This is a genomic window from Klebsiella sp. MBT K-1 (assembly GCF_002556465.1).
In the GTDB taxonomy this organism is placed as follows: domain Bacteria; phylum Pseudomonadota; class Gammaproteobacteria; order Enterobacterales; family Enterobacteriaceae; genus Klebsiella; species Klebsiella grimontii.
The window spans coordinates 167,745-192,030 of sequence record NZ_PDEL01000001.1 but is presented as its reverse complement, the minus strand read 5'-3'; the positions used below and the strand labels follow the sequence as shown (position 1 = coordinate 192,030).

Sequence of the window (24,286 nt, the reverse complement as noted above, 5' to 3'; positions counted from 1 at the left end):
ATGAATCATATTGAGCTAAAAGTGAATGGCATCCGCATTGCCCGCGATGTGAAAGACAATGTCCGCCTGATCGATTTTCTCCGTGAGGAGCTGAAGCTAACCGGCACCAAAGAGGGCTGCTCGGTGGGGGAGTGCGGCGCCTGCACCGTGATTATGGACGGCAAATCCGTCTGCTCCTGCCTGCTGCTGGCCGCCCAGTGCAACGGGGCGGAGGTCACCACCGTCGAAGCGCTGCACCACGATCCGGTCGGTAAAAAACTGCAGAACGCCTTTATTCGTCACGGCGGCGTTCAGTGCGGCTTCTGCACGCCCGGCGTGTTGATGAGCGCCAAGGCGCTGCTGGATACCAACCCGAACCCCAGCGACGATGAGCTGAAAGAGGCGCTGGAGGGCAATATCTGCCGCTGTACGGGATATCAGCCGATCATCACCTCGATTAAAGCGGTGCTGAAACCCTGATCGCCGCAAGCGCCGCCGTCGCCAGTCGACGGCGGCGCTTTTTCGGCTGCAGGAGGAGGATGACAATGAGAAAAAAAGTCGATAAACAGTGCATTATGCTGGCCGCCGGGCTCTCAAGCCGGATGGGCAAGTGGAAAATGATGCTGCCGTGGGGCAAAGGAACGATTCTGGATAGCGCCCTGGCCAGCGCCCTGGCGTTCTGCGATCGGGTGGTGCTGGTGACGGGGTTTCGCGGTGATGAACTGGCCGCGTGCTATCAGGATCATCCGGGCGTTGAGGTAGTCTTTAACCCGCAATATCAGGACGGCATGTTCTCTTCTGTGCAGTGCGGGGTCAGCCATATTCGCGACTCCCGGTTCTTTCTGGCGCTGGGCGATATGCCGGAGGTGACGCCGGGCGTCTACCGCCGGCTGTGGGACAACCCCGACGCCGAGAGCTGTCTTATTCCCGCCTACGAGCGCGGTAAAGGCCACCCGGTTCTTCTGCCGCAGCGGGCAATCTCGCTGATTCATCGCGCCCCGCAAGGGGCCACCCTACGAGACGTTATCGGTCAGATGGCGGTGCGCGTTATTCCCGTGGCGAGTCAGGGGATTCACTGGGACGTTGATACTCCGCAGCAGTATCTTGAGGTCGCGCGTCGCTGCCGTAAGGATCAGGCCGCTGTCGGTTAGCGTTGGCGAAGGGAATGAGAAGAGACACTATCGCCCCGGGGTGCGCACCGCGGGGCGATATTTTTTACCCTGCGGCGCTGTCGCGCAGACGGGTTTTCAGCTGGTTGTATTGATCAATAACGTACCGTTCGGCGGCTTGGCGATCGGCAATGCGCTCAACGTTAACCGCGCAGTACTTATACTCCGGGGTTTTAGTTATCGGGCTGAGATTCTCGGTGACCAGCTCGTTGCAGGCGCCGATCCACCACTGGTAGGTCATATAGACCGCCCCTTTATTCGGCCTGTCGCTGACCTTCGCCCGGGAAATCACCTTGCCTTTGCGCGAGTTAACCCACACCAGTTCTTCGTCCTCAATGCCGAGCCGTTTGGCGTCGGCGGTGTTGATCTGGATATATCCCGGTTCGTCCGCCAGTTTGGCCAGCGCCGCGCAGTTGCCGGTCATCGAGCGGCAGGAGTAGTGGCCCACTTCGCGCACCGTGGAGAGCACCAGCGGATACTCGTCGCTCAGCTTATCGATCGGCGCCTGCCATTCACAGGTGAAGAACTGCGCCAGCCCGTTCGGCGTTGAGAAGCGCTCCGCAAACAGATACGAAGTGCCCTGGTCCGCCTCCGACTCGTCGCGGCACGGCCACTGCACGTAGCCCAGCTCTCCCATCTTCTCGTAGGTCGCGCCGAAAAAGTTGGGACACAGCTGGCGGAGCTCATCCCAGATCTGCTGCGTGTTGTCGTACTTCATCGGATAACCCATGCGGGTGGAGATCTCGCCGATGATCTGCCAGTCGGTCTTCAGATCCCACTTCGGCTCTACCGCCTTGAAAAAACGCTGGAAGCCGCGGTCCGCAGCGGTATAGACGCCCTCATGCTCGCCCCACGATGTCGAGGGCAGAATCACATCGGCCGCCGCGGCGGTTTTGGTCATGAAAATATCCTGGACGATAACCAGCTCCAAATCCTCGAAGGCCTGACGCACGGCGGAAAGCTCGGCGTCGGTCTGCAGCGGATCTTCCCCCATGATATACGCCGCCCGCACTTCACCGCGCGCCACGCGGTGCGGCAGCTCGCTGATGCGGTAGCCGGGGTTCTCCGGCAGGCTCTCGACGCCCCAGGCGTTGGCGAACTTCTCCCGGTTTTCCGGGAATTTCACATACTGATAGCCCGGAAAGGTGTCCGGCAGCGCGCCCATGTCGCAGGCCCCCTGGACGTTGTTCTGGCCGCGTACCGGGTTAACGCCGACGTGCGGTTTCCCCAGGTTGCCGGTGAGGATCGCCAGGCTAGTCAGGGAGCGCACCGTTTCGACGCCCTGCCAGAACTGGGTCACCCCCATTCCCCATAGAATCATGGCGTTTCCGGCGGTGGCGTACAGCCGCGCGCATTCGCGAATCTGCCTGGCGCTGATGCCGGTGATGGCTTCCACCGATTCCGGCGTATAGCTTTCGACGATGTTGCGATACGCGTCGAAGCCTTCGGAACGCCCGGCGACGAAGGATTTATCGTACAGATCCTCTTCGATAATGACGTGCCCGATGGCGTTGAGCAGCGCAATATTGGAGCCGTTTTTCAGAGCAAGGTGCAGATCGGCAATGCGCGCGGTTTCGATTTTACGCGGATCGCAGACGATAATTTTCGCCCCGTTGCGTTTGGCGTTGAGGATATGATTCGCCACGATAGGGTGCGAATCCGCTGGGTTATAGCCGAAAATAAACACCAGATCGGTATTATCGATCTCGGTGATGGCATTACTCATCGCGCCGTTGCCGACCGACTGGTGCAGACCTGCAACCGAAGGGCCGTGTCAGACGCGAGCGCAGCAGTCGACGTTATTGGTACCAATAACGGCGCGCGCGAATTTTTGCATGATGTAGTTGGTTTCATTGCCGGTGGCGCGCGAAGATCCGGTGGTCTGAATCGCGTCCGGCCCATACTGCTCTTTAATGGCGCTCAGACGGGTGGCGACGTAATCGAGCGCCTCATGCCAGGAGACGGATTCTAGCCTGCCGCCGCGTTGGCGGCGGATCATCGGGGTTTTCAGGCGCGGCGTGAGGATCTGGGTATCGTTAATAAAATCCCAGCCGTAGTAGCCCTTCAGGCACAGCGTACCCTGATTGTTTTTTCCCATCGCGGCGTCGGCGCGGGTAATATTTCCCTCCTCTACCGTGAGCTGCATTTTGCAGCCGGAGGCGCAGTAGGGGCAGACGGTCGTTATTCTCTTCATAGCAAGGGTCCTTAACCTTAGAACAGCAGGGCAAAACTAAAGCGGCCGTTCAGGCCCTGGGCGATCCCCTGCTGCACGACGGGGATCGCCAGCAGCAGCAGGGTTAGCAATGCGAACAGGAGTCTGGTGAGCATCATTACCCCTCCTGGGCTTCTTCCGGCTGTCTCTCCTTTTGAACTTTGCGCAGCAGGAGCCACATTCTGACGGTTCTGACGGCCATGTTGCGCGCCGCCGAGCTTGGCGGGGCCGGATCGGGGACCGGCGTTTCGTGGTTAACGCGCAAAGGTACGCTGCCGTTGAGGGTGAGGTTGGCGACGATAGCCGTCAGGGTACCGATCGTAATCCCGCTGTGCAGAAACAGCTGAACCATCGGCGGAAACTGGGTGAATAAGTTGGGCACCAGCACCGGCATCATGCCGAGGCCGAGCGTTAATGCCACCACCATACCGTTATTATTGTTGCGGTAGTTGACCTGCCCCAGGGTACGAATACCGGACACCGCCACCATACCGAACATGACGATGCCCGCGCCGCCGAGGATCGGTTTCGGTATCAGCACCACCAGCGCCGCCATCCTTGAGAACACGCCCATCAGAATCAGAATGATGCCGGAGACCGACACCACAAAACGGCTGCGCACCCCGGTTAAACCGATCAGGCCGACGTTCTGCGCGAACGCGGCGTAGGGAAACAGATTGAAGAAGCCGCAAATAGTGGTCGCGATACCGCAGGTGTTAAGGCCGTTGCGCAGCATCTTCGCGTCCACCTTTTTCCCGACGATATCCCCGGTCGCCATCATCGAGGACATGGTTTCCACCATTACCACCACCATCACCATCGACAGCAGGGCGACGGGAATAATGTGAAACTCAGGTTTGGCGAAGGGCATCAGGGTCGGTAGATGGAGCCAGGGGGTGGCGTGGACGAGGCTAAAGTCGAGAGGCTTAAAGCAGCTCCAGAGTACGGTGCCGATGATAAGACCGATCAGCACCGACGTGTTTTTCACGACGCCGGAGGCAAAGGTGTAAATATTGAGAATAATCACCAGCGTAATCGCCGCCATCAGCAGCGAGAAGGGGGCGCCAAAGCCGCTCATTTCGCTGCTGCCGCCGCCAATCCATCCGCCTGCGACCGGCATAATTGACATGCCGATAAGCGTGACGATGCTGCCCATCACCACCTTGGGAAAGAAGCGGATGAGCTTACTAATCCACGGCGCGCAGCAGAGGATGAATATACCGGACACGATCACCGCCCCGGAAATACCGCCGATCCCGTACTCCTTACCGATCAGCACCATCGGGATTAGCGCCGCGAAGGTGCAGCCCTGGATAAGCGGCAGCCGACAGCCGAGCCACTTACCGACCCCCAGCGACTGCACGATGGTGGCCGCGCCGCAGATAAACAGGTCGGCGCTGATGAGTAAAATAATGTGTTCCGGCGGGAGCCCTACCGCGTTGCCCACCACCAGCGGAACCGCGACGGCGCCGGCGTACATCACCAGCACGTGCTGTAGCCCATAAAGAATCATTTGCGTAACGGGTAAAACTTCATCGACCGGCGCGGTCGAGCTCCCGTTTCGTGAGGCGGAATTGGCGATATCTTTCATGAAGTTGTTATCTCCTGTACGACTTCACTCTGTATAAGCGAGGACAAAGTTGAAGTTACGATTCGAAGGCCGCTGCCTCCCTGAGCCGATACGTTCATCAGCGTGTTGCGCGCACAATGAGGGATATGCGTAAGCTGTGCCAAAAATAAGCGCTGAGGGAATTGATGGGGAATTGTGTGAAATAACTCACGCGAAAAGGGCGGAATATCTTCCAGTCTGAAATTTCCTGCAAGACGCCCCGCGATAAATAAACGCGCGCTATCACATTGAGATAGGCAGAATCTCATTTTGGTATCGCGATCGATACGGTGAATTATCAACATGATTAAACCCGGGTGAAGGAAAACATCATCGCTCCGCGGCAGGGGATATTTATCGAGTCGCTAAGCGGGAATAAAGCCGTTTTTTTGAGGCTGCTCGCAAAAATGAGCGGCATATTAATCGCTTTTAAAAAAGCGTCTGATTATTGCATTGCTCCCCGGTGAGTCCTGGAATAATAAAGGGAAGCAAATGAATAAATTTATCGTTGCCGATTCTGCAAACTGTATTGGCTGCCACGCCTGTGAAGTGGCCTGCGTCACCTCTCATCGCCAGGACAGCTGGCCCCAGCAGCGCAGCGACTTTCTTCCGCGCATCCGCGTGTTCTTCAACCGCAAGGCCAGCAGCGCGACGACCTGCCGCCACTGCAACGACGCCCCCTGCGTCGGCTCGTGCCCGACTCAGGCGCTGAGCGTGGCTAACGACAGCGTTCAGTTTACCGAGGCGCTGTGCATCGGCTGTAAAAACTGCGTCATCGCCTGTCCTTTTGGCGCCATTGAGATGGTGGCCAACGATGACGACGCGCCGCAGCTGGCGCAGAAGTGCGATCTTTGCCGTCAGCACCCGTCCGGCCAGCAGGCCTGCGTAGCCAGCTGTCCAACCCAGGCGCTGCGCCTGATGGATGAAGCCGCCGTTAACCAGCTGCGCACCGCGCGGCAGATCCGCTCCGCGCTGGAAAGACCGCTGGAGAGCGTTCGCGGTGCGAGACGTAACGCGATACTCAATAAACCTCCGCGCGTTGGGGCGAAAAAAGTGCCCGCCGATGACCGCCTGCGGCATTTCGGCGAAATCTATCAGCCGCTGAGCGAGCGCGATGCGGAATATGAGAGCGAACGCTGCCTCTACTGCGCACAGAAGGCGTGGTGCAACTGGACCTGTCCGCTGCATAACCACATTCCCGATTTCATCCGCCTGGTGAACGAAGGCAAGATTATCGAGGCGGCGGAACTGTGCCATCAAAGCAGTTCCCTGCCGGAGATTTGCGGCCGCGTCTGTCCGCAGGACAGGCTGTGCGAAGGGGCCTGCACCTTAAAGAACGAGGGCGGCTCGGTCGCCATTGGCAATCTTGAGCGCTATATCACCGATACCGCGCTGGCGATGGGCTGGCGACCGACCATCGACAACGTGGCCCCGCGCCCGGAGCGGGTGGCGGTGATTGGCGCCGGGCCCGCCGGACTGGGCTGCGCCGATATTCTGGTGCGCGCGGGCGTGCACGTTGACGTCTTCGATCGCCATCCGGAAATCGGCGGCCTGCTGACCTTCGGTATTCCGCCGTTCAAGCTGGATAAAAACGTGCTTGAGAGGCGGCGCGACGTTTTTAGCGCCATGGGCGTCAATTTTCATCTCAACCAGGAGGTGGGACGCGACGTGGCTTTTGCCGATCTGCTGAAAAACTATGACGCCGTTTTCCTCGGCGTGGGCACCTACGGTCTGATGGCCGCCGGTCTGGAGGGAGAGAACGCCCCCGGCGTGATTCAGGCGCTGCCGTTTCTGATTGCCAGCACCCGCGAGGTGATGGGGCTCGAAGAGAGCGCCGAGTATCCGCTGACCGACATCAAGGGGAAACGCGTGGTGGTGCTTGGCGGAGGCGATACGGCGATGGACTGCCTGCGCACCGCCGTTCGTCGCGGGGCCGAGAGCGTAACCTGCGCCTACCGTCGCGATGAGCTAAGCATGCCCGGGTCGAAAAAAGAGGTGGTGAACGCGCGGGAAGAGGGGGTGAAATTTGAGTTTAACGTGCAGCCGCAGCGCATTCAGCTCAACCGTAAGGGGCAGGTCTGCGCGGTGGAGATGATCCGCACGAAGATGGGCGATCCGGGCCCGGACGGCCGCCGCCGGCCGCAGCCGATCCCGGACTCCGGGTTTGAACTTAAAGCCGATGTGCTCATTATGGCGTTTGGCTTTCAGGCTCACGAGATGCCGTGGCTGCGCGGCCACGGCATTAAGCTGGACCGCTGGGGGCAGATAGTCACCGGCGGCAAAGGGCGCGGAACGACGCAAACCAGCCATGACAAAATCTTTGCCGGCGGCGACGCCGTGACCGGCGCGGACCTGGTGGTCACCGCCATGGTCGCCGGGCGGCAGGCGGCCAGCGAGATGTTGGCGCAATTCACGGCCCGGGAGGAGATATGACCCGTTTTATCGTTGCCAGTTCGCAGGCCTGCATCGGCTGCCGGACCTGTGAGGTAGCCTGTGCGCTGGAACACGTGGCGCCGGGGGCGGAGTTTCACCCCCGCCTGAAGGTGATGCGCCTCGACGATCTTAGCGTACCGGTGATGTGTCATCAGTGCGAGAATGCGCCCTGCGTGGGCGCCTGCCCGACCGGGGCGCTGAGCATGGGGGCGGAGAAGGTGGAAGCCGACGGCGGGCGCTGCATTGGCTGCCAGAGCTGCGCGATCGCCTGCCCGTTTGGGGCGATTGCCATCGAGGTGGCGGCCGGCCTGACGCCGGTTATCGTTAAGTGCGATCTTTGCGGCGCCCGGGAGCGCGGCCCCGCCTGCGTTGACGTCTGCCCGACGGCGGCGCTGAGTATCATGACCGAAGAGCAGCTCAGCGCGCTGCAAAAGCAGCGCAATATCGCCACCGCCGCGCTGCTGTCGCTGTAAACGTTGCGCCCGGCGGCGCGGAAGCCCCCGGGCAATTTCACACGCCCGAGTTCTGTCAGCAAAAAAAACCGGCTTGCCAGGCCGGTTTAGCGTTTTTACGCGGGCTACGCGGGGAGCGCGTCCATTCGCGCCCACATTTTTTTCGCCACTTTCTGCGCTTCGCGGAATATCGGCTCGCAGTCGAAGCTGAACTGGCGATCCTCGTAGATCATCACGCCGTTCACCATGACGCTGCGCACGCTGTTTGACCCCAGGCCGAAGGCGATATGCCCGGCGATGTTTTCCGCGATAAGCGGCGTCGGCGCCATATAGTCGCAAAGGGTGAGGTCCGCTTTATAGCCCGCCTCAAGGCGGCCAAAGCGGGCGTTGAAGTTGCGATTCAACAGTTCATTGCCGTTGCTCAGCGCCTTCGCGAAGCTGTCCGGCCACAGCGGCCCTCCGGCGTCGCGGTGTTTAAAGAAGGCAAACTTCATCTCCTCGAACATATCGGAACCGATGCCGTCGGTACCGAGCGCCAGATTGCGGATCTGCGGCAGGCGGTGGTTGTAGCCGACGTGGTTGTTCATATTGGAGCGCGCGTTGTGCACCAGGAAACCGTCCTGCGCATTGAGCAGCTCCACGTCAGCATCGGAGATGTACAGACCGTGAGCAATCAGCGTTTTACTGTTGATAAGGCCGAACTCCGCCAGCCGCGCCAGCAGATCCTTGCCGTAAAGGTGATGGCTGTGAGAGACATCGTAGCGGTCTTCCGCCGCGTGGATATGCAGGCCGCGGCCGGTGGCTTTTAGCGCTTCGCCCAGCATCGCCAGACCTTCATCCGGCACGGTGAACGGCGCATGGGCGCCGATATGGGCCTCGACCAGATAAGGCTGGTCTCCCTTCTCGCGGGCGGCGTCGATCTCTCTGGCGAAACGAATGTTCTCCTCAACGCTGTCGCGCAGCTCGCGGCTGCCAAAGTTGCGGTCGGTGGTTTCGAAGCAGGTCATCCCGCGCAGCCCGATTTTGAGGAAGGCGTTGCGCAACTGGCTCAGGGAGCCCGTGATATAGTGGGGCGACGCATGGTGATCGATAACCGCCGTGCAGCCGCTACGTACGGCCTCCATAGCGCAGATCAGCCCGCTGTAGTAGAGCGACTCTTCATCCAGCGCCCGGTCAAGGCGCCACCACAGGTTTTTCAGCGTGGAGATAAAGTCCGGACTGGGGGCGATATTGGCCTGAATCCCCCGGGAAAGGCCGGAATAAAAGTGATTGTGCGAGCAGACCATGCCGGGCATCACCAGTTGCCCGCGCATCTCTTTCACCTGCGCCTGCGGATAGCGCTGGCACAGGCCGGGGCCGACAGCGAGAATTTTATCATTCTCAATGGCGATATCGACGTTCTCCCACACTTTCGCCGGATAGATCTGCGCGGCGGTGGCATTTTTCAGGATCAGGATACTCATACTTCAACGCCTCCCAGAAGATAGCTTTGGTGCTGATGAATATGGCTTATGATGCGGCACATGGCATCCAACTGGGCCGGTACCTCGTTAAACTGGCCGCGGTCGTTTATTTCCAACTGCCACGTCTGGTCGTCCTGACGCACTTTGACGCTGGCGCCCGCGACGAAGAAGCCCGGATTGGTGCTGTTGACAAAATCCTGCTCCAGGCTGAACACGGTGATTTTGTCTTTATACGGTTTTCCCTGCCACGGGCAGAACTGAGCGCAGTTGCCGCATTCGTTGCAATAAGCGTCCAGATGCAGGGTCTGGAAGCGATTCTGGAAGCCCGGGACGGCCACGGAAATATTGGCGCGGTTCGGACAGACGTCGACGCACTTGCTGCACACGTAGTTACACTCCAGGCAGCGGCTGGCTTCCTGCTCGACAAAAGCCTCGCGCTGGTTTTTATCCACCAGGGTGACGGCGATGGCGCCTTTGCGCTGGTACACCTTCGCCGGATCGACATTGTTCCAGACTTTGTTTCCGTAGCGGCTGGCGATATTTTCCCGGGCCAGAATCACGTCCGTGGCCCGTCGCGCGTTGCCGATAGCGGAGACGATAGATGAGGGGCCGCGCTGAACGTCGCCGATCAGGAAGACGTTCGGCTTGCTGGTCTCGCCATCGGCGTTGACCACCGGCCAGCCCTGCGGGTCGAGCGGGATCCCCATTGCCGACAGCGCTTCGCCGTCCTGCTGCTCGCCGATGGCGGTAATCAGGGAGTCGACTTTCAGCGTGCGAAGTTCATCGGTTTCTACCGGACGGCGGCGGCCTTTCTCATCCGGCTCGCCCAGCTTCATGACGCGTACGACGAGCGTTCCGTCGGCGTTAAACTGTTCCGGGTTACATAGCCACTCGAAGCCGACGCCGTCGAGCAGCGCCTCATCGTACTCTTCGCGCCAGGCGGGCATCTCCTGCTGAGAACGGCGATAGACGATGGTCGCGCTCTGCACGCCCGGTACGCGCAGCGCCGCGCGGGCGCAGTCCATCGCGGTATTGCCGGCGCCGACCACGGCCACATGTTTGCCCAGATTCAGCTCGGCGCCGCGGTTAAACTGGCGCAGGAACTGCAGCGACTTATGCACGTTCTGGTTGTCGCCGCCCAGCTTCACGCCGCTGTTTTTATCGGTACCGGTGCCGACCAGCACGTAACGAAAACCTTTCGCCTGCAGCTTTTCCACGCTCAGATGCGGATCGCAACCGTATTCAATTTTGACGCCGTGGGCGACGACAAAATCAATATCGTGCTGGATAAGTTCCCCGGGAATGCGGAACTGCGGAATGATATTCTGTACCACGCCCCCGGCGTTGGCTTCACGTTCAAAAACCGTGACCGGATGCCCGGCGCGGGCGAGGAAGTAGCCGGCGGCGAGACCGGCAGGGCCTGCGCCGATCACCGCTACCGGGTGCCGGGAGCCGGATCCCGCGGGCTTATGCCAGCGGCTACGGTACGCGTCCCAGCCTTTCTCCAGCGCCACTTTTTTCAGTTCGCGGATGTTGAGCGCGCTGTCGTAATCCAGCCGCGTACAGTTGTACTGGCACTGGTGATCGCAGATATGGCCAGTGATGGCCGGTAAAGCGTTGCGCTGATAGATCAGCTCCAGCGCGTCGGCGTAGCGATGCTGGCCCAGCAGGCGGATATACTCCGGAATATCCTGCTTGATGGCGCAGGCCGTCACGCAGGGGGCGACGTAGCAGTCCAGCAGCGGCAGCGGCTCGCCAGTATCAATGCGCTCTTCCGGCTTCCACTGTTTCTGGGTGTAGTCCATGCTCACCGCTTTTTCCGCCAGCGCGTTGAGGCGCTCGACATCGATCTGCGTCATGTTCCAGCCGTCGGCTTTCTCCAGCTCGCGCATGCACTCGCTCAGGCGCAGATATCCTCCCGGCTTCAGCAGGTCGGTGGCCATGGTGATAGGGCGAATACCGGTGTCGAAAATCTCGCGAATGTTGAGCTGGCTGGCGCCGCCGGAGTAGGAGATCGGCAGCTTGCCGTCAAACGCCCGCGAGAGCAGGGCGGCCACGTTGATAGAGAGCGGGAACAGCGCGCGCCCGGACATATACATTTCATCCCCGGGCAGCGCCCCCTTGTTGTTGACGGTGCCGAGGGTGTTGGTCAGCTTGACGCCAAAGCCGAGGCTGCGCTCCTTCGCCAGCGCCATCAGGCGCGTCAGCATCTCCAGCGCCCGGTCGATCTTAAGGTCGTGGTCAAACGACGCTTCGCTAAGGCCGATATAGCCGAAGCCGCAGGCGTCGAGGATCTGGCGCACGCGCGGATAGCCGAGCAGGGTCGGATTGAGCTTCACAAAGGTATTGAGATTTTTCTCGGTCAGCATATAGCGGCAGATGGCTTCGATCTCATCCGGCGGGCAGCCGTGCATCGTCGAGAGGGTGACGCCCTGGACCAGCCTGGCCGGTACGCGCTGCGCCAGGTTGTCCAGCCCGTCTTTGCGCGCGCATGTTGGCAGGCTGTCAATAAAGGGTTTATTTTGCAGCCAGCGGTTCAGCGTGTCGCGGTACTGGGCGAATTTAGGATGCGCGGAGGCGTCCATCATGTTGTCGATAAATTCCTGCATCGGCGGCTGCTTAATACCGTCAAGGTTGTAGCCGACGCTCATATTGAAAATAAACGACTTGCTCTCTTTGTTCGTCGCCAGCGGAAAGACCTGCTCCAGCAGATGCAGGGCGAACCAGGCTTTCAGGTACTCATCCCAGGCTTTTTTCAGGGTAAATTCAGTGGACCATTCGGTATTGAAGCACTCATCTTCCGCATCGATACAGGGCTTTTCCAGCTCCAGGCGGTCAAGGATCTGAACGGTTTTCAGCTCTATAAACCGCCCGCCGGTTAGCCAGGCGGTAATAATGTTCTGCGCCAGCTGGGTGTGCGGCCCGGCAGCCGGGCCGAGAGGCGTGGCGCAGCTTTCGCCGAATACGCCGATCGAACGCTGCGCCTGCGGCGAATAAAACTGCTGTTCAGGAATGCCAAAAATAGATCGCTGACTCTGATACTCATCGAAAATGCGCGTTAATAGCTCCTCAAACGGCACGGGACGCATTATATCTCCCATAACCCACTCCTTAGATATCATTGTAAGATCGACATTGCCGGTGGTCATCATCCCGACGGATAACGGAAGAGGAGCAACAATCACACCAGTTATTCAAACCGCGGCGGCGGAATAATTAATTTGTGAACCAGGTCGAAACTCAACGCCGCGGCGTGAATAATTTCATCGTTGGGGAATGAGAACTCAAATCAATACGTTTTTTGAGCGGGTGAGATTTCTCAAAATCAGATCGCAAATATCAGAATGATAATTTACCCGGGCCGCCCGGCGGCGTTTTCAGCGGGCGGCGGAAATTTGGCTCGGCGGTTGACGGAATAATCGGCGCGATAGCCTAATTTCAACGTCGCCAGGGCTAAAAAAATGACCTGATTCACAATTCGCGATAAAAAACGGCGGGGCAGTATAAATATTGCATAGCCATTATCGGTCGCTGCGACGGTATTTTCAACGGAGGGTGAGCTCTCAAACTGAGAAGCCGGGCAATATCGCAGACAATCCCCAAAACCGTAAAAGAAATTGCCTTTGAGGTTGGTATGAATATTTTCGCAGAAGCAGCACGGCTTGAAGAACAGAACCGCCCCTTTGCCCTCGCGCAGATTGTTGAAAGCCGGGGCTCCACCCCCCGACACGCCGCTCAGATGCTGATCCGAGAGGACGGTTCGATTGTGGGGACCATTGGCGGCGGGATGGTAGAGCGTAAAGTTATCGATGCGGCGCAGGCGGCGCTGCGCGAGCGGGAATCGCGAATGTTTCACGGCCGTATGGCGCGCACCGGCAGCGACGCCGTGGGCTCCGACTGCGGCGGCGCGATGTCGGTATACATCAGCGTTCACGGCCTGCGCCCGCGCCTGCTGCTGGTCGGCGCCGGGCACGTTAACCGCGCGGTTGCCCACGCCGCGGCGCTGCTGGATTTTGATATCTGCGTCGGCGATACCTATGCCGCAAGCCTCTGTCCCGACGCTTTCCCCGCTTCGGCGCGGCTGGCGCACGCCGCCAGCTTCACGGACGTGGTGGAGGCGATGGCGGTACGGCCGCAGGATTTCGTGCTGATTGCCACCAACAACCAGGATTGGGAGGCGCTGGACAGGCTGATAACCCAGCCGGTCGCCTGGCTGGGGCTGCTGGCCAGTCGGCGGAAAGTGCAGGCCTTTGTACGCCAGCTGCGGGAGAACGGCGTGCCGGAGGCGGATATCAGCCGCCTGCGGGCGCCGATTGGCTACGACATCGGCGCCGAGACGCCAAACGAGATCGCCATCAGCGTGCTGGCGGAGATCCTGCAGGTGAAAAACGGCGCGCCGGGGGGGCTGATGAACCAGGTGAAACAGGCGGGCCAGCAGGAATATGCCGTGGAGACGGTGGAAATCTGAGGTCCTGCCAGGGGAAATGTTGCCGGGAGGCGCCCGGCAACGCGTGGCTTACTGGCTAAGGATGGTGCCGGTTTTCCCTTCAATACCCTCTTTGGCTTTGCTTAACATGGTGATCAGCGCCTGGCGTCCCGGCCGGGAGCGGGCGAAGGCGGCGGCGGCTTCCACTTTCGGCAGCATCGAGCCTTTGGCAAAGTGTCCCTCTGCGATAAAACGTTCGGCATCGCGCAGGGAGAGGTTATCCAGCCACTGTTCGTCAGGTTTACCGAAGTTGATCGCCACCTTTTCCACGGCGGTGAGAATGATCAGCAGGTCGGCGTCGATCGTCTCCGCCAGCTTCGCGCTGGCCCAGTCCTTGTCGATGACCGCGCTGGCGCCGCGCAGATGGTTACCCTCGCGAATCACTGGAATGCCGCCGCCGCCGACGGTGATCACCACGTGGCAGTCATCCATCAGCGCTTTTACCGTTTGTTTCTCGATAATATCGACCGGCTTAGGCGATGCCACGACGCGACGGTAGCCGCGCCCGGCGTCCTCTTTCATGATGTAGCCGTTTTGGCTCAGCTTTTCGGCCTCTTCTTTGCTGAAGAACGAGCCGATGGGCTTGGTCGGATTAAGAAAAGCTTCATCGTTAGCGTCCACTTCCACCTGGGTTATCAGGGTCGCCACTGGAATATCCAGCTGGCGCGACAGCAGCTCTTCGCGAATCGCGTTCTGCAGGTCGTAGCCGATGTAGCCCTGGCTCAACGCCACGCAGACCGACATCGGCAGCATGGGCGTGTGGGCCTCGGTCTTGGCCGCGGCTTCAAAGGCCTGGTTGATCATGCCCACCTGCGGGCCGTTACCGTGAGTCACTACCACCTGATGGCCAAGGGCGATAAGATCGACGATCGTCCGCGCGGTGTGCCGTACGGCCTGCATCTGTCCGGCGAGATCGTCGCCCAGCGCATTCCCGCCGAGAGCGAGAACAATTTTTTTACTCATAGCATCCTCTCATTACGTTTCTGTTCCGCTGACGGCCAGGTGAGCGGTGGAAAAGGGTTGTCGGCGTAAAAAACGGCCCTGCCCGGCGGTGCCGCTAAAGGTGCCGTTATCAAAAATCACCCTGCCGTGGGAGAGCGTCTGGCGAATCGCGCCCTGGCAGATAAAGCCCTCATAGGGTGAATAGTCAGCGCTGTCGTGCAGCATGTCGTGGCGAATGGTGGTGGTGCGTTTGGGATCGATGATCACCACGTCGCCATCGGCGCCGGGCGCCAGCAAGCCCTTCTGCGGCCACAGGCCAAACAGCTTCGCCGGATTGGCGCTGGTGAGCGCCACAAAGCGCTCGGGGGTGATGCGCCCGGTCATGACCCCATGCGAGAACAGCAGCAGCAGGCGGTTTTCCACTCCCGGCAGACCGTTCGGGCAGCGGCTAAAGTCGCCGCCGGAGATCTGCCTGCGCTGCTGTGCTGAGAACGCGCAGTGGTCGGTGGCGACCGTGTCAATGTCGCCATTGCTGATACCACTCCATAGCGCATCGTTGTTGCTGGCGTTGCGCAGAGGAGGGCTGAGCAGATAGTTAAGCGCGTCTTCGCGCTCGTAGCAGCGCTCGTCCAGCAGCAGATACTGCGGACAGGTCTCCACCCACACCGGCTGGCGGCGTCTTCTGGCCAGGCGTAGATATTCCAGACCCAGGGCGTTGGAAAGATGCACGATATACAGCGGCGCGTTACCCGCCAGCTGCGCAAGGTTGATGGTTCGGGCGATGGCTTCCGCCTCGCACTCCAGCGGGCGGCTCAGGGCGTGATAGCGCGGCGCGGTTTTACCGGCGTTGATAAATTCAGCCCGGCGCTGGGCGATGGCGGCATCGTTTTCGGGATGCACGGTAGTCAGCGCGCCGGCGCGCTGGAGGTGGCGCATCGCCTGCAATATCTCATCATCGTTGAGTTTGTACTGGTAGGTCAGATAGAGCTTAAAGCTGCTGATGCCGCTATCCACCATCATCGGAATCTCGTCGAGAATGCCGTGGTTAACGTGCTGGATAACGCCGTGAAAACTGTAGTCGATAACGGCTTTATAGGCGGCGTAGCCGCGATAGACTTCGAACTGGTGGCGTAGATGACAGCCGACGGGCCCGAAGCCCATATGATCAACAATGGTAGTGGTACCGCCGCAGGCCGCGGCCCGGGTGCCGGTAAAGAAATCATCGCAGCTGCGGGCGAGACCCACGTCAATATTGAAATGGGTATGAACGTCGACGCCGCCGGGCATCACGTAGCAGCCCTCGGCGTCAATCACTTCGCAGGGTTGTTCGGCCTCAATTGAATCGGCAAGGCGCTTGACGAGGCCATCTTCGATAAGCAGGTCCTGCTTTACCTGGCCGTCGGCGTTGACGACGAGGCCATTTTTAATCAGTACGCGCATAGAAACCTCAATATGCCGCCGCAGGACGCGGCGGCAGACAGGACGAACGATTACTCCGTGGCCAGCCAGCTCAGCGGGATGGCGGCATACATCGCGGCGCAGGTCACCAGATGCGATTTCCAGGTTTTCTCATTTGGCGCATGGGCTTCCGGCTCTTTCCCTGGCCCAAAGCCGATAACCGGAATGCCGTGGCGGCCCATAATGGAGACGCCGTTGGTGGAGAAGGTCCACTTATCCACCACCGGCGCTTTGCCGAACAGCCCTTCATAGGCGTTGCTCAGGGCGCGGACGGTGAAGTGGTTCTCTTCCACTTTCCAGGTCGGGAAGTAGCATTCGGTCGGGTAGACCAGGCCGGTCCAGGAGGGACGCTCGTAGTTGTACATCGAGACCACCGCGGCGGCTTTTTTCACCGCCGACAGCGCGCGGATTTCATCCAGCGCGCCTTCCCAGGTTTCGCCCCAGGTCAGACGGCGGTCGATGGAGACGGCGCAGCTATCCGCCACCGCGCAGCGGCTCGGCGAGGTGAAGAAAATCTCGGAAACGGTCAGGGTGCCTTTGCCGAGGAATTCGTCATAGCCCAGCTTCTGCGAAAGCTGCTCCAGCTCGGTCAGGATCGGCGCCATTTTGAAGATGGCGTTATCGCCGCGCTCCGGGGCGGAGCCGTGGCAGCTGACGCCCTGAACCTCCACGCGGATCTCCATACGCCCGCGCTGCCCGCGGTAAATCTGGCAGTCGGTGGGCTCGGTGCTGACCACAAATTCAGGACGTATGCCGGATTGTTCGATGATGTACTGCCAGCACAGGCCGTCGCAATCCTCTTCCTGAACGGTACCGGTGACCAGCAGGGTATACTCATCTTCCAGGCCCAGATCTTTAATAATTTTACCGGCGTATACCATGGAGGCCATTCCGCCCTCCTGGTCAGACGCGCCGCGTCCGCCGATCAGCTCATCGGTTTCCATACCTTCGTACGGGTCGAAGTTCCAGTTTTTGATATTGCCAATACCGACGGTATCAATGTGCGCGTCCATCGCCAGCAGACGCGGGCCGTGGCCGATGTAGCCCAGCACGTTGCCCATCGGATCGATTTCAACTTTATCGAAGCCGACTTTTTCCATCTCTTCTTTAATGCGGTGCACCACGCGCTTCTCATCGCTGCTTTCGCTGGGGATAGCGATCATATCGCGCAGGAAACGGGTCATCTCTTTTTCGTACTGTTTTGATTTTTCCAGGATTGCGTTGAACGGAATTTGCTTAGCCATAACGATGTTCTCCAGTTCTGAATACGAGCTTCCCGCACGGCGGGAGGAATTTTGCCAAGTCGGCTACTGCGCCGCCGGATGCCTGCCTTCCCAGACGACTTCGCGATAGTGCTTAACGTCGGTGTCGCCTTCGGTGCTAATCACCAGCACCACGGAGCGGCTGTCCAGCTTGAGCTTGTGCATCAGCGCGTCGCGCTGCGGATGGAAATGAATTGCCGCCAGCAGGCCGAGACCGACAGCGCCGGATTCGCCGGAAATAATGCGCGGATCCTGGCCCGTCGGGTTTCCCAGCACTCGCATGCCGAGGGCGGCGACGGCGTCCTGGCAGGAGACAAACTGCGTGGCGCAGTTGCGCAGCACTTCCCAGCCCAGCGGGTTGGGCTCACCGCAGGCAAGGCCGGCCATAATGGTCGCCATATCGCCGCTGACGTTGACCATCTGGCCCTTCAGCGCAGAGCGGTAGAGACAGTCGGCCAGCTCCGGCTCGACGATAATGGAATGGAGATGCTTTGCGCCGTAGACGTCGGCAAGATAGCCCAGCACGCCGCCGGCCATCGCGCCCACGCCGCCCTGCAGGAGCACGTGCGTAGGGCGGGCGATACCCATTGAGGAGAGCTGTTCTACCGCTTCATCGGCGAGGGTGGCGTAGCCCTGCATAATCCAGGTCGGAATTTTTGTGTAGCCTTCCCAGGCAGTGTCCTGCACCACCTCCCAGCCGTTATTCTGCGCGGTCTGCATGGTAAAGCGGACGGTGTCGTCGTAGTTCATGTCGGTGACGATGCATTCCGCGCCGAGGCGCAGAATGGCGTCAACCCGCTCCTGCGCGGAGCCTTTCGGCATATAGATGACCGCGTTCTGGCCTAACTGGCGGGCCGCCCACGCCACGCCGCGGCCGTGGTTGCCGTCGGTGGTGGTGGCGAAAGTCATCTTCTCTTTGATGCTGGATTTAAGCGTTTCGAAGGAGAGGTCGTTGATATCTAAATCGTATTTTTCACATAGCAGCCGGGCGATGGCGTAAGAGCCGCCGAGCATTTTGAAGGCGTTGAGGCCAAAGCGCCGGGATTCGTCTTTGACGAGGATTTTTTGCACGCCAAACAGGGCGGAAAGTTCGTTCAGCGCCACCAGCGGCGTGGGCTTATAGCCGGTAATCTTTTGATGAAAGCGGCGAGCCTGCTGCGCCTGCTGGCGTGAAAACAGCGGTGAAGTCTCCGCGTTAAATAAACGGTTTTCGGCAATATCCATTTTCAATGAGAAAGCAGACATACTCGATCCTTATCCTTTGAAGTTCGACAGTCGTGGGGCTGGCCCGTGGGCCAGCCGGGGGATTATTTGATGCGTTTCTGCGCGTCCTTGAGCAGCTGCTCCAGCACCTTGCCCGGGTTCGCGTATTTGCGGCAGACGATCATCGCGGCGATGATGTACGGCTTCCAGCTTGCCTCTTTGTAGGTCGGGATCCGGTACTTCTCGAAGACCCCTTCGGTGACTTCGCCCGCCTCGCAGGAGACGCCGGTGATATCCGCCGGCAGGCAGTGCATGTACAGCGCTTCGCCGTCGCGGGTATGCTTCATCATCTCTTCCGTACAGTGCCAGTCTTTATGCCCGGCGTTCTGTTCCAGGCAGGCTTTCTCCAGCGCCTTCAGCCCTTCGTGGTCGTTAGCGCGCAGCAGTTCGGTGCGTTTTTCCATCACTTTGTACGGCGCCCAGGATTTCGGATAGACGATATCGGCGTCTTTAAAGGCTTCCTCCATGCTGTTGACCTGGCGGAAGCTGCCGCCGGAGGCCTGTGCGTTGTTTTTCGCCACTTCGATAACGTCCGGGATCAGGTCGTAGCCTTCCGGGTGGGCGAGGGTGACCTCCATACCGAAGCGGGTCATCAGGCCGATAATGCCCTGCGGTACCGAAAGCGGTTTCCCGTAACTCGGCGAATAGGCCCAGGTCATGGCGATCTTCTTGCCTTTCAGGTTCTCCAGCGAGCCGAAGTGCTCGCGCAGCCAGGCGAGGTCCGCCATGGACTGCGTTGGGTGGTCGATATCGCACTGTAAATTGATCAGCGCCGGACGCTGCGGCAGCACGCCCTGCTTGTGGCCGTCATCCAGCGCTTCGCCGACTTCGCGCATATAGGCGTTGCCCGCGCCAAGGAACATGTCATCACGGATGCCGATGGCGTCGGCGCAGAAGGAGATCATGTTGGCGGTTTCACGCACCGTTTCGCCGTGGGCAATCTGCGATTTTCCCTCATCCAGATCCTGCTGCGCCAGACCTAACAGGTTGAGCGCGGAAGCATAGGAGAAGCGGGTGCGGGTTGAGTTATCGCGAAACACGGAAATACCCAGGCCGCTGTTAAACACTTTGGTGGCGATATTTTCAGCGCGCAGCGTTTTCAGCGCGGCGGCGACATCCAGCACCTGTTTCAGCTCATCCGGCGTTTGTTCCCAAGTCAGCAGAAAGTCTTTCTCACTGAGATGCGAGTTAAGTTGATTGATATCCTTAATCAGTTCGTTAACAGTTTTCATGTTTCAATCCTGGTCGTAAATGACGGCTTAATGATTGCTGTGCGGTCGGATATGCAGAGTTGCCGAATTAGCGACTGCCAGCGCTGTATTATCACTAACAATAAGCGTGCCAAATTCTCGAGGAGAGGCGGCGGACAGGATTGAACGGTTAGGATTATGCTAAGTCTGTCACGAATTCAGGATAGTATTTGGCGACGGGGAGAGGGGACGTTTTTACTCCCGCCATAAATTTCAGCGTAATGGGCAATTGCTGGCGTCAGGAATAATGGGATTATCATCTGCGCATCGCACCAATATGATAAAAGTCGCCATAAATTTATCATAATGATAAGAAACTGTGATTCCTATTGCATATTTAAGATAAGGTGCCGAGATTAGCCCTATCTATATCAATGCTCCCTGGCAAAGGGAGTGATATCATCTGCAGAACATAAATAAAGCCACCGCGCTCGACGCTCTTCAGGTGCGCAATAATGAGAAGGCCGATATACATGATACCGTCCAAAACACCCTCCATTTTAATGCAAATTCAGCCTACAATTCAGAAGTTTGCACGGATGCTTTCCAGCGTCCTCCAGCTGGAAGTCGAAATTGTCGATAACGAATTATACCGGGTAGCCGGAACCGGGGCTTATAGTAAGCAGATTGGCTATAAATTAAATTCAAACTCGCGGCTTCTTCGCTACATTATTGAAACACAGACCGAAAAAGTCGTCACTCATTCCCGCTTCGACCCCCTTTGCAAAGGCTGTAACAATAAAGATAAATGTGAAGAGAAAGCCTTTCTTGGCACCCCGGTGATGTATCACGACCGCTGCGTCGGCGTTATTAGCCTTGTCGCGCTGACGCGCGAGCAGCAGGAGCGTATTAATGCGAATATCCAGGAGTTTTCTGATTATGTTCGCCATGTATCAACCATATTCGTTTCCCGATTTTTACAGGAACGAGCGGTCGGCGACAATATCCATAAAATATTTTTAACCATGATTGAAAATATGGATCAGGGCGTGCTGGTGGTGGGTAACGATCAAATAGTCAAATTTGCCAATCAGGCCGCGCTGAAAATAATGAGCGTGACGCAGGGACAGGTTATTGGTAAGGCAATCCAGTTTCAGCCGTTGACCTTCGAAGATAATTTCAAGCACGGACATATGCAGCACATTATCTCCTTTGACGATCGCAAGGAGCTCATTATCGGCCAGCTGCACGCGGTGCAGGATCAATGGCTATTTTTAATGGCGTTCCATCAGTCGCACTCGACCGCCGATTTTAGCAGCGGGCAGGAAGGGCCGCAGATTGAGGCGATGGTCGGAGAGTGTCGGCCCATGCGGCAGCTTAAAAAGCTGATCAGCCGCGTGGCGCCGAGCCCTTCCAGCGTGATGATTGCCGGCGAGAGCGGCACCGGCAAGGAGGTTGTGGCCCGCGCAATCCACAAGCTCAGCGACCGCCACGCAAAGCCCTTTATCGCGATTAACTGCGCTGCGATACCCGAGCAGCTGTTAGAAAGCGAACTGTTTGGCTACGTGAAGGGGGCGTTTACTGGCGCATCGGCAAACGGTAAGACTGGCCTGATTCAGGCGGCGAATAGCGGGACGCTGTTTCTTGACGAGATTGGTGATATGCCGCTTACGCTACAGGCCAAGCTGCTGCGGGCCATCGAATCGCGGGAGATTCAGCCGGTGGGTGCCAGCCACCCGGTTCAGGTCGATATTCGTATTATTTCCGCGACCAATCAAAATCTTGAACTGTACATCGCGGAAGGAAAGTTTCGCGAGGACCTCTATTACCGTCTGAACGTGATCCCGCTGCGCCTGCCGCCGCTGCGCGAACGGCAGGAGGATATCGAGCTGCTGATTCACTATTTCCTGCATCTGCATACCGGCCGGCTCAACCTCGTTTACCCCGGCGTGGCGCAGGATGTGATCGATTTCCTTAAACGCTACCGCTGGCCGGGCAATATTCGCGAACTCAGCAACCTGATGGAGTACCTGGTCAACGTGGTGCCGTCGGGAGAAATCATCGATATGTCGCTGCTGCCGCCCAATCTGCTGAGCAGCAGCGAGCTGGCGAGTCAGCCGCCGTCTTCTGCTTCCGCGGCAGCGACCCTCGCTCAGGAGGAGAACGTGACGGCGCTGGAAGAGATGGAGCGGCAGATGATCCGCGATGCGCTCTCGCGCTACAGTAATAAAAAACAGGCGGCGGACGAGCTGGGGATTGGTATCGCCACGCTGTATCGCAAAATAAAGAAATATTCGCTGGCGGCGGGCCAGAACTGACGGCAATGGCGGGCAATAAAAAAATCCACGCGAGCGCGTGGATTTTATGGATGATGTTACTGCGAAGAAAAGCTTAGACGTTGAACAGGAAGTTCATCACATCGCCATCTTTCACGATGTAGTCTTTACCTTCGGCGCGCATTTTCCCGGCTTCTTTGGCGCCCTGTTCACCTTTATAGGTAATAAAGTCTTCATAGGCGATGGTCTGCGCGCGGATAAAGCCTTTTTCAAAGTCGGTGTGGATTTTACCCGCGGCCTGCGGGGCAGTGGCGCCGACCGGGATGGTCCATGCGCGGACTTCCTTCACCCCTGCGGTGAAGTAGGTCTGCAGGTTCAGCAGCTCGTAACCGGCGCGGATAACGCGGTTCAGGCCCGGTTCTTCCAGACCCAGCTCGGCCATAAACTCATCGCGGTCGGCATCGTCCAGCTCGGCGATATCGGACTCAACGGCGGCGCAAACGGCGACGACCACCGAACCTTCGGCGGCGGCGATTTCGCGGACTTTATCGAGATAGGGGTTGTTCTCAAAGCCGTCTTCGTTGACGTTGGCGATATACATGGTCGGCTTCAGGGTCAGGAAGCTCAGGTATTTAATCGCCGCTTTGTCTTCTTCGGTCAGGTTTTTCAGCGCACGCAGCATACCGGCGTTTTCCAGCTGCGGCAGGCATTTTTCCAGCGCCGCCAGCTCGGCTTTCGCGTCTTTATCGCCGCCTTTGGCTTTCTTCTGCACGCGGTGGATAGCGCGCTCGCAGGTATCCAGGTCGGAGAGCGCCAGCTCGGTGTTGATAACCTCGATATCGTCAGCCGGATCCACTTTATTGTTAACGTGGATGATGTTGTCGTTTTCGAAACAGCGCACGACGTGGCCGATAGCTTCGGTTTCGCGGATGTTGGTCAGAAACTGGTTGCCCAGACCTTCACCTTTCGACGCGCCTTTTACCAGGCCCGCGATATCGACGAATTCCATCGTGGTCGGCAGAATGCGCTGCGGTTTGACGATTTCAGCCAGTTTGTCCAGACGCGGATCGGGCATCGGCACGACACCGGTGTTCGGCTCAATGGTACAGAAGGGGAAGTTGGCCGCTTCAATACCCGCTTTGGTGAGCGCATTGAACAGGGTGGATTTGCCGACGTTGGGCAAACCGACGATACCGCATTTGAATCCCATGATTTAAATCACCTTAATCTTTGGATAATCAACCTGTTACAGCGAACAGATTGCAGAAAAGTAAATAGCTTCGCCTATTATACACGGTGCGTGACAAAAATTCCGCACGCCGACCGGTTATTGCGCTTTAAAAGCGTGTAAACGGTTGGTCGCTTTGGTCAGGCCATCCTTCAGCCACACCTCGGTGCAGCGTGCCGCTTCGTCAACGGCCTCATCAATCAACTTCTGTTCGCTGGCGGGCGGTTTGCCCAACACAAAACCGACAACTTTATTTTTATCGCCCGGATGGCCGATTCCCACGCGTAAGCGGTGAAAGTTCGGGTTATTGCCCAGCTTGCTGATGATGTCTTTCAGGCCATTATGGCCGCCATGACCGCCGCCCAGCTTGAACTTAGCCACGCCTGGCGGTAAATCGAGCTCATCGTGGGCGACGAGGATTTCGTCCGGGTTAATGCGAAAGAAGGTCGCCATCGCGCCGACGGCTTTGCCGCTCAGGTTCATAAAGGTGGTCGGCACCAGCAGGCGGACATCTTCGCCGGCAAGGTTAATCCGCGAGGTGTAGCCGAAGAATTTACTCTCTTCGCGCAGCGGCGCGCGGTGGCGTTCCGCCAGTAAATCCACGTACCAGGCGCCGGCGTTATGTCGGGTCGCTGCGTATTCAGCGCCGGGGTTCGCCAGGCCGACAATCAATTTTATGCTCACTTTTTTATCCTGCTTGGGTCGTTCTCTGGCGCGTAGTGTACTGTCTGCGCGCGCGGTTGACAAAGTTCTGCCAGCGAAGCGCGGCTGACAGAGGTAATAACGGGTTTGAATAATTAGAATTTGATGTTGTTCAGTGGGTTATTTGTAAACTTTTGTGGGCAAGATGTTCGCTTCTGTGAT

Annotated in this window: 16 protein-coding genes and 1 pseudogene; 6 read left to right on the top strand and 11 right to left on the bottom strand. The window is 58.5% G+C overall.

Features of this window, described 5'->3' with window-relative positions; all coding sequences use genetic code 11:
- Both CMQ96_RS00860 and CMQ96_RS00855 read left to right on the top strand, forming a co-directional pair.
- The gene (locus tag CMQ96_RS00860) at positions 1-459 is read left to right on the top strand and encodes a (2Fe-2S)-binding protein (RefSeq protein WP_098065688.1); all 459 of its coding nucleotides are present in this window, start codon (positions 1-3) and stop codon (positions 457-459) included.
- Positions 460-524: 65 nt separating this feature from the next.
- Positions 525-1,130, top strand: a complete 606-nt coding sequence (locus CMQ96_RS00855) for an NTP transferase domain-containing protein (protein ID WP_098065686.1) — start codon at positions 525-527, stop codon at positions 1,128-1,130.
- 64 nt (positions 1,131-1,194) lie between these two features.
- On the opposite strand, the gene fdhF is transcribed toward CMQ96_RS00855, so the two are convergent.
- Together fdhF and CMQ96_RS00845 are read right to left on the bottom strand one after the other, a co-directional pair.
- On the bottom strand, positions 1,195-3,342 hold the full coding sequence (gene fdhF, locus CMQ96_RS00850) for a formate dehydrogenase subunit alpha (protein ID WP_098065684.1): 2,148 nt from the start codon (positions 3,340-3,342) through the stop codon (positions 1,195-1,197).
- Between the two features lie 136 nt (positions 3,343-3,478).
- The gene (locus tag CMQ96_RS00845) at positions 3,479-4,951 is read right to left on the bottom strand and encodes a nucleobase:cation symporter-2 family protein (protein WP_004133613.1); all 1,473 of its coding nucleotides are present in this window, start codon (positions 4,949-4,951) and stop codon (positions 3,479-3,481) included.
- Positions 4,952-5,461: 510 nt separating this feature from the next.
- Here CMQ96_RS00845 and ygfT point away from each other — a divergent pair.
- On the top strand, positions 5,462-7,402 hold the full coding sequence (gene ygfT / locus CMQ96_RS00840) for a formate-dependent uric acid utilization protein YgfT (protein ID WP_049085325.1): 1,941 nt from the start codon (positions 5,462-5,464) through the stop codon (positions 7,400-7,402).
- Positions 7,399-7,875 carry a 4Fe-4S dicluster domain-containing protein gene (locus CMQ96_RS00835; RefSeq protein WP_024357850.1) on the top strand — a complete coding sequence of 159 codons (477 nt, stop codon included), beginning with the start codon at positions 7,399-7,401 and terminating at the stop codon, positions 7,873-7,875. The genes ygfT and CMQ96_RS00835 overlap by 4 nt, the downstream gene beginning before the upstream one ends.
- Before the next feature lie 104 nt (positions 7,876-7,979).
- On the opposite strand, the gene ssnA is transcribed toward CMQ96_RS00835, so the two are convergent.
- Both ssnA and ygfK read right to left on the bottom strand, forming a co-directional pair.
- Positions 7,980-9,311: a putative aminohydrolase SsnA gene (gene ssnA, locus CMQ96_RS00830; RefSeq protein ID WP_171016422.1), complete on the bottom strand. Its 1,332-nt coding sequence runs from the start codon at positions 9,309-9,311 to the stop codon at positions 7,980-7,982.
- Between the two features lie 2 nt (positions 9,312-9,313).
- Complete coding sequence (gene ygfK, locus CMQ96_RS00825) at positions 9,314-12,418, bottom strand: putative selenate reductase subunit YgfK (RefSeq protein WP_098065682.1); 3,105 nt, start codon at positions 12,416-12,418, stop codon at positions 9,314-9,316.
- Between the two features lie 533 nt (positions 12,419-12,951).
- Here ygfK and CMQ96_RS00815 point away from each other — a divergent pair.
- Positions 12,952-13,728: pseudogene (locus CMQ96_RS00815) on the top strand (XdhC family protein); the annotation flags it as partial.
- 105 nt (positions 13,729-13,833) lie between these two features.
- Here the strand turns inward: CMQ96_RS00815 and arcC are convergent.
- From arcC to ygeW, 5 genes are all read right to left on the bottom strand, one after another.
- Positions 13,834-14,766, bottom strand: a complete 933-nt coding sequence (arcC, locus tag CMQ96_RS00810) for a carbamate kinase (protein ID WP_098065680.1) — start codon at positions 14,764-14,766, stop codon at positions 13,834-13,836.
- A gap of 12 nt (positions 14,767-14,778) precedes the next feature.
- A complete protein-coding gene (gene hydA, locus CMQ96_RS00805) occupies positions 14,779-16,185 on the bottom strand; it encodes a dihydropyrimidinase (RefSeq protein ID WP_098065678.1) in 1,407 nt (468 codons plus the stop codon).
- Positions 16,186-16,235: 50 nt separating this feature from the next.
- Positions 16,236-17,447, bottom strand: coding sequence for a YgeY family selenium metabolism-linked hydrolase (locus CMQ96_RS00800; RefSeq protein ID WP_098065676.1), 1,212 nt, complete (start codon positions 17,445-17,447; stop codon positions 16,236-16,238).
- Between the two features lie 63 nt (positions 17,448-17,510).
- A complete protein-coding gene (gene dpaL / locus CMQ96_RS00795) occupies positions 17,511-18,710 on the bottom strand; it encodes a diaminopropionate ammonia-lyase (protein WP_098065674.1) in 1,200 nt (399 codons plus the stop codon).
- 62 nt (positions 18,711-18,772) lie between these two features.
- Positions 18,773-19,960, bottom strand: a complete 1,188-nt coding sequence (gene ygeW / locus CMQ96_RS00790; RefSeq protein ID WP_004133351.1) for a knotted carbamoyltransferase YgeW — start codon at positions 19,958-19,960, stop codon at positions 18,773-18,775.
- A gap of 491 nt (positions 19,961-20,451) precedes the next feature.
- Between ygeW and CMQ96_RS00785 the strand changes: the two genes are divergently transcribed.
- Entirely contained in the window at positions 20,452-22,236 is a 1,785-nt protein-coding gene (locus CMQ96_RS00785; RefSeq protein ID WP_049130499.1) for a sigma 54-interacting transcriptional regulator, read from the top strand.
- 73 nt (positions 22,237-22,309) lie between these two features.
- Here CMQ96_RS00785 and ychF read toward each other — a convergent pair whose 3' ends face one another.
- Positions 22,310-23,404 carry a redox-regulated ATPase YchF gene (gene ychF / locus CMQ96_RS00780; protein ID WP_004133353.1) on the bottom strand — a complete coding sequence of 365 codons (1,095 nt, stop codon included), beginning with the start codon at positions 23,402-23,404 and terminating at the stop codon, positions 22,310-22,312.
- A gap of 117 nt (positions 23,405-23,521) precedes the next feature.
- Positions 23,522-24,106, bottom strand: a complete 585-nt coding sequence (gene pth, locus CMQ96_RS00775) for an aminoacyl-tRNA hydrolase (protein ID WP_004121831.1) — start codon at positions 24,104-24,106, stop codon at positions 23,522-23,524.
- Between the last annotated feature and the right edge of the window lie 180 nt (positions 24,107-24,286).

Excerpts from the sequence above, each read along its gene's own strand:
- CMQ96_RS00860 (WP_098065688.1), top strand. The coding sequence starts at position 1 with ATGAATCATATTGAGCTAAAAGTGAATGGCATCCGCATTGCCCGCGAT.
- CMQ96_RS00855 (WP_098065686.1), top strand. The coding sequence starts at position 525 with ATGAGAAAAAAAGTCGATAAACAGTGCATTATGCTGGCCGCCGGGCTC.
- CMQ96_RS00845 (WP_004133613.1), bottom strand. The coding sequence starts at position 4,951 with ATGAAAGATATCGCCAATTCCGCCTCACGAAACGGGAGCTCGACCGCG.
- ygfT (WP_049085325.1), top strand. The coding sequence starts at position 5,462 with ATGAATAAATTTATCGTTGCCGATTCTGCAAACTGTATTGGCTGCCAC.
- CMQ96_RS00835 (WP_024357850.1), top strand. The coding sequence starts at position 7,399 with ATGACCCGTTTTATCGTTGCCAGTTCGCAGGCCTGCATCGGCTGCCGG.
- ygfK (WP_098065682.1), bottom strand. The coding sequence starts at position 12,418 with ATGGGAGATATAATGCGTCCCGTGCCGTTTGAGGAGCTATTAACGCGC.
- arcC (WP_098065680.1), bottom strand. The coding sequence starts at position 14,766 with ATGAGTAAAAAAATTGTTCTCGCTCTCGGCGGGAATGCGCTGGGCGAC.
- hydA (WP_098065678.1), bottom strand. The coding sequence starts at position 16,185 with ATGCGCGTACTGATTAAAAATGGCCTCGTCGTCAACGCCGACGGCCAG.
- CMQ96_RS00800 (WP_098065676.1), bottom strand. The coding sequence starts at position 17,447 with ATGGCTAAGCAAATTCCGTTCAACGCAATCCTGGAAAAATCAAAACAG.
- dpaL (WP_098065674.1), bottom strand. The coding sequence starts at position 18,710 with ATGTCTGCTTTCTCATTGAAAATGGATATTGCCGAAAACCGTTTATTT.
- ygeW (WP_004133351.1), bottom strand. The coding sequence starts at position 19,960 with ATGAAAACTGTTAACGAACTGATTAAGGATATCAATCAACTTAACTCG.
- CMQ96_RS00785 (WP_049130499.1), top strand. The coding sequence starts at position 20,452 with ATGATACCGTCCAAAACACCCTCCATTTTAATGCAAATTCAGCCTACA.
- ychF (WP_004133353.1), bottom strand. The coding sequence starts at position 23,404 with ATGGGATTCAAATGCGGTATCGTCGGTTTGCCCAACGTCGGCAAATCC.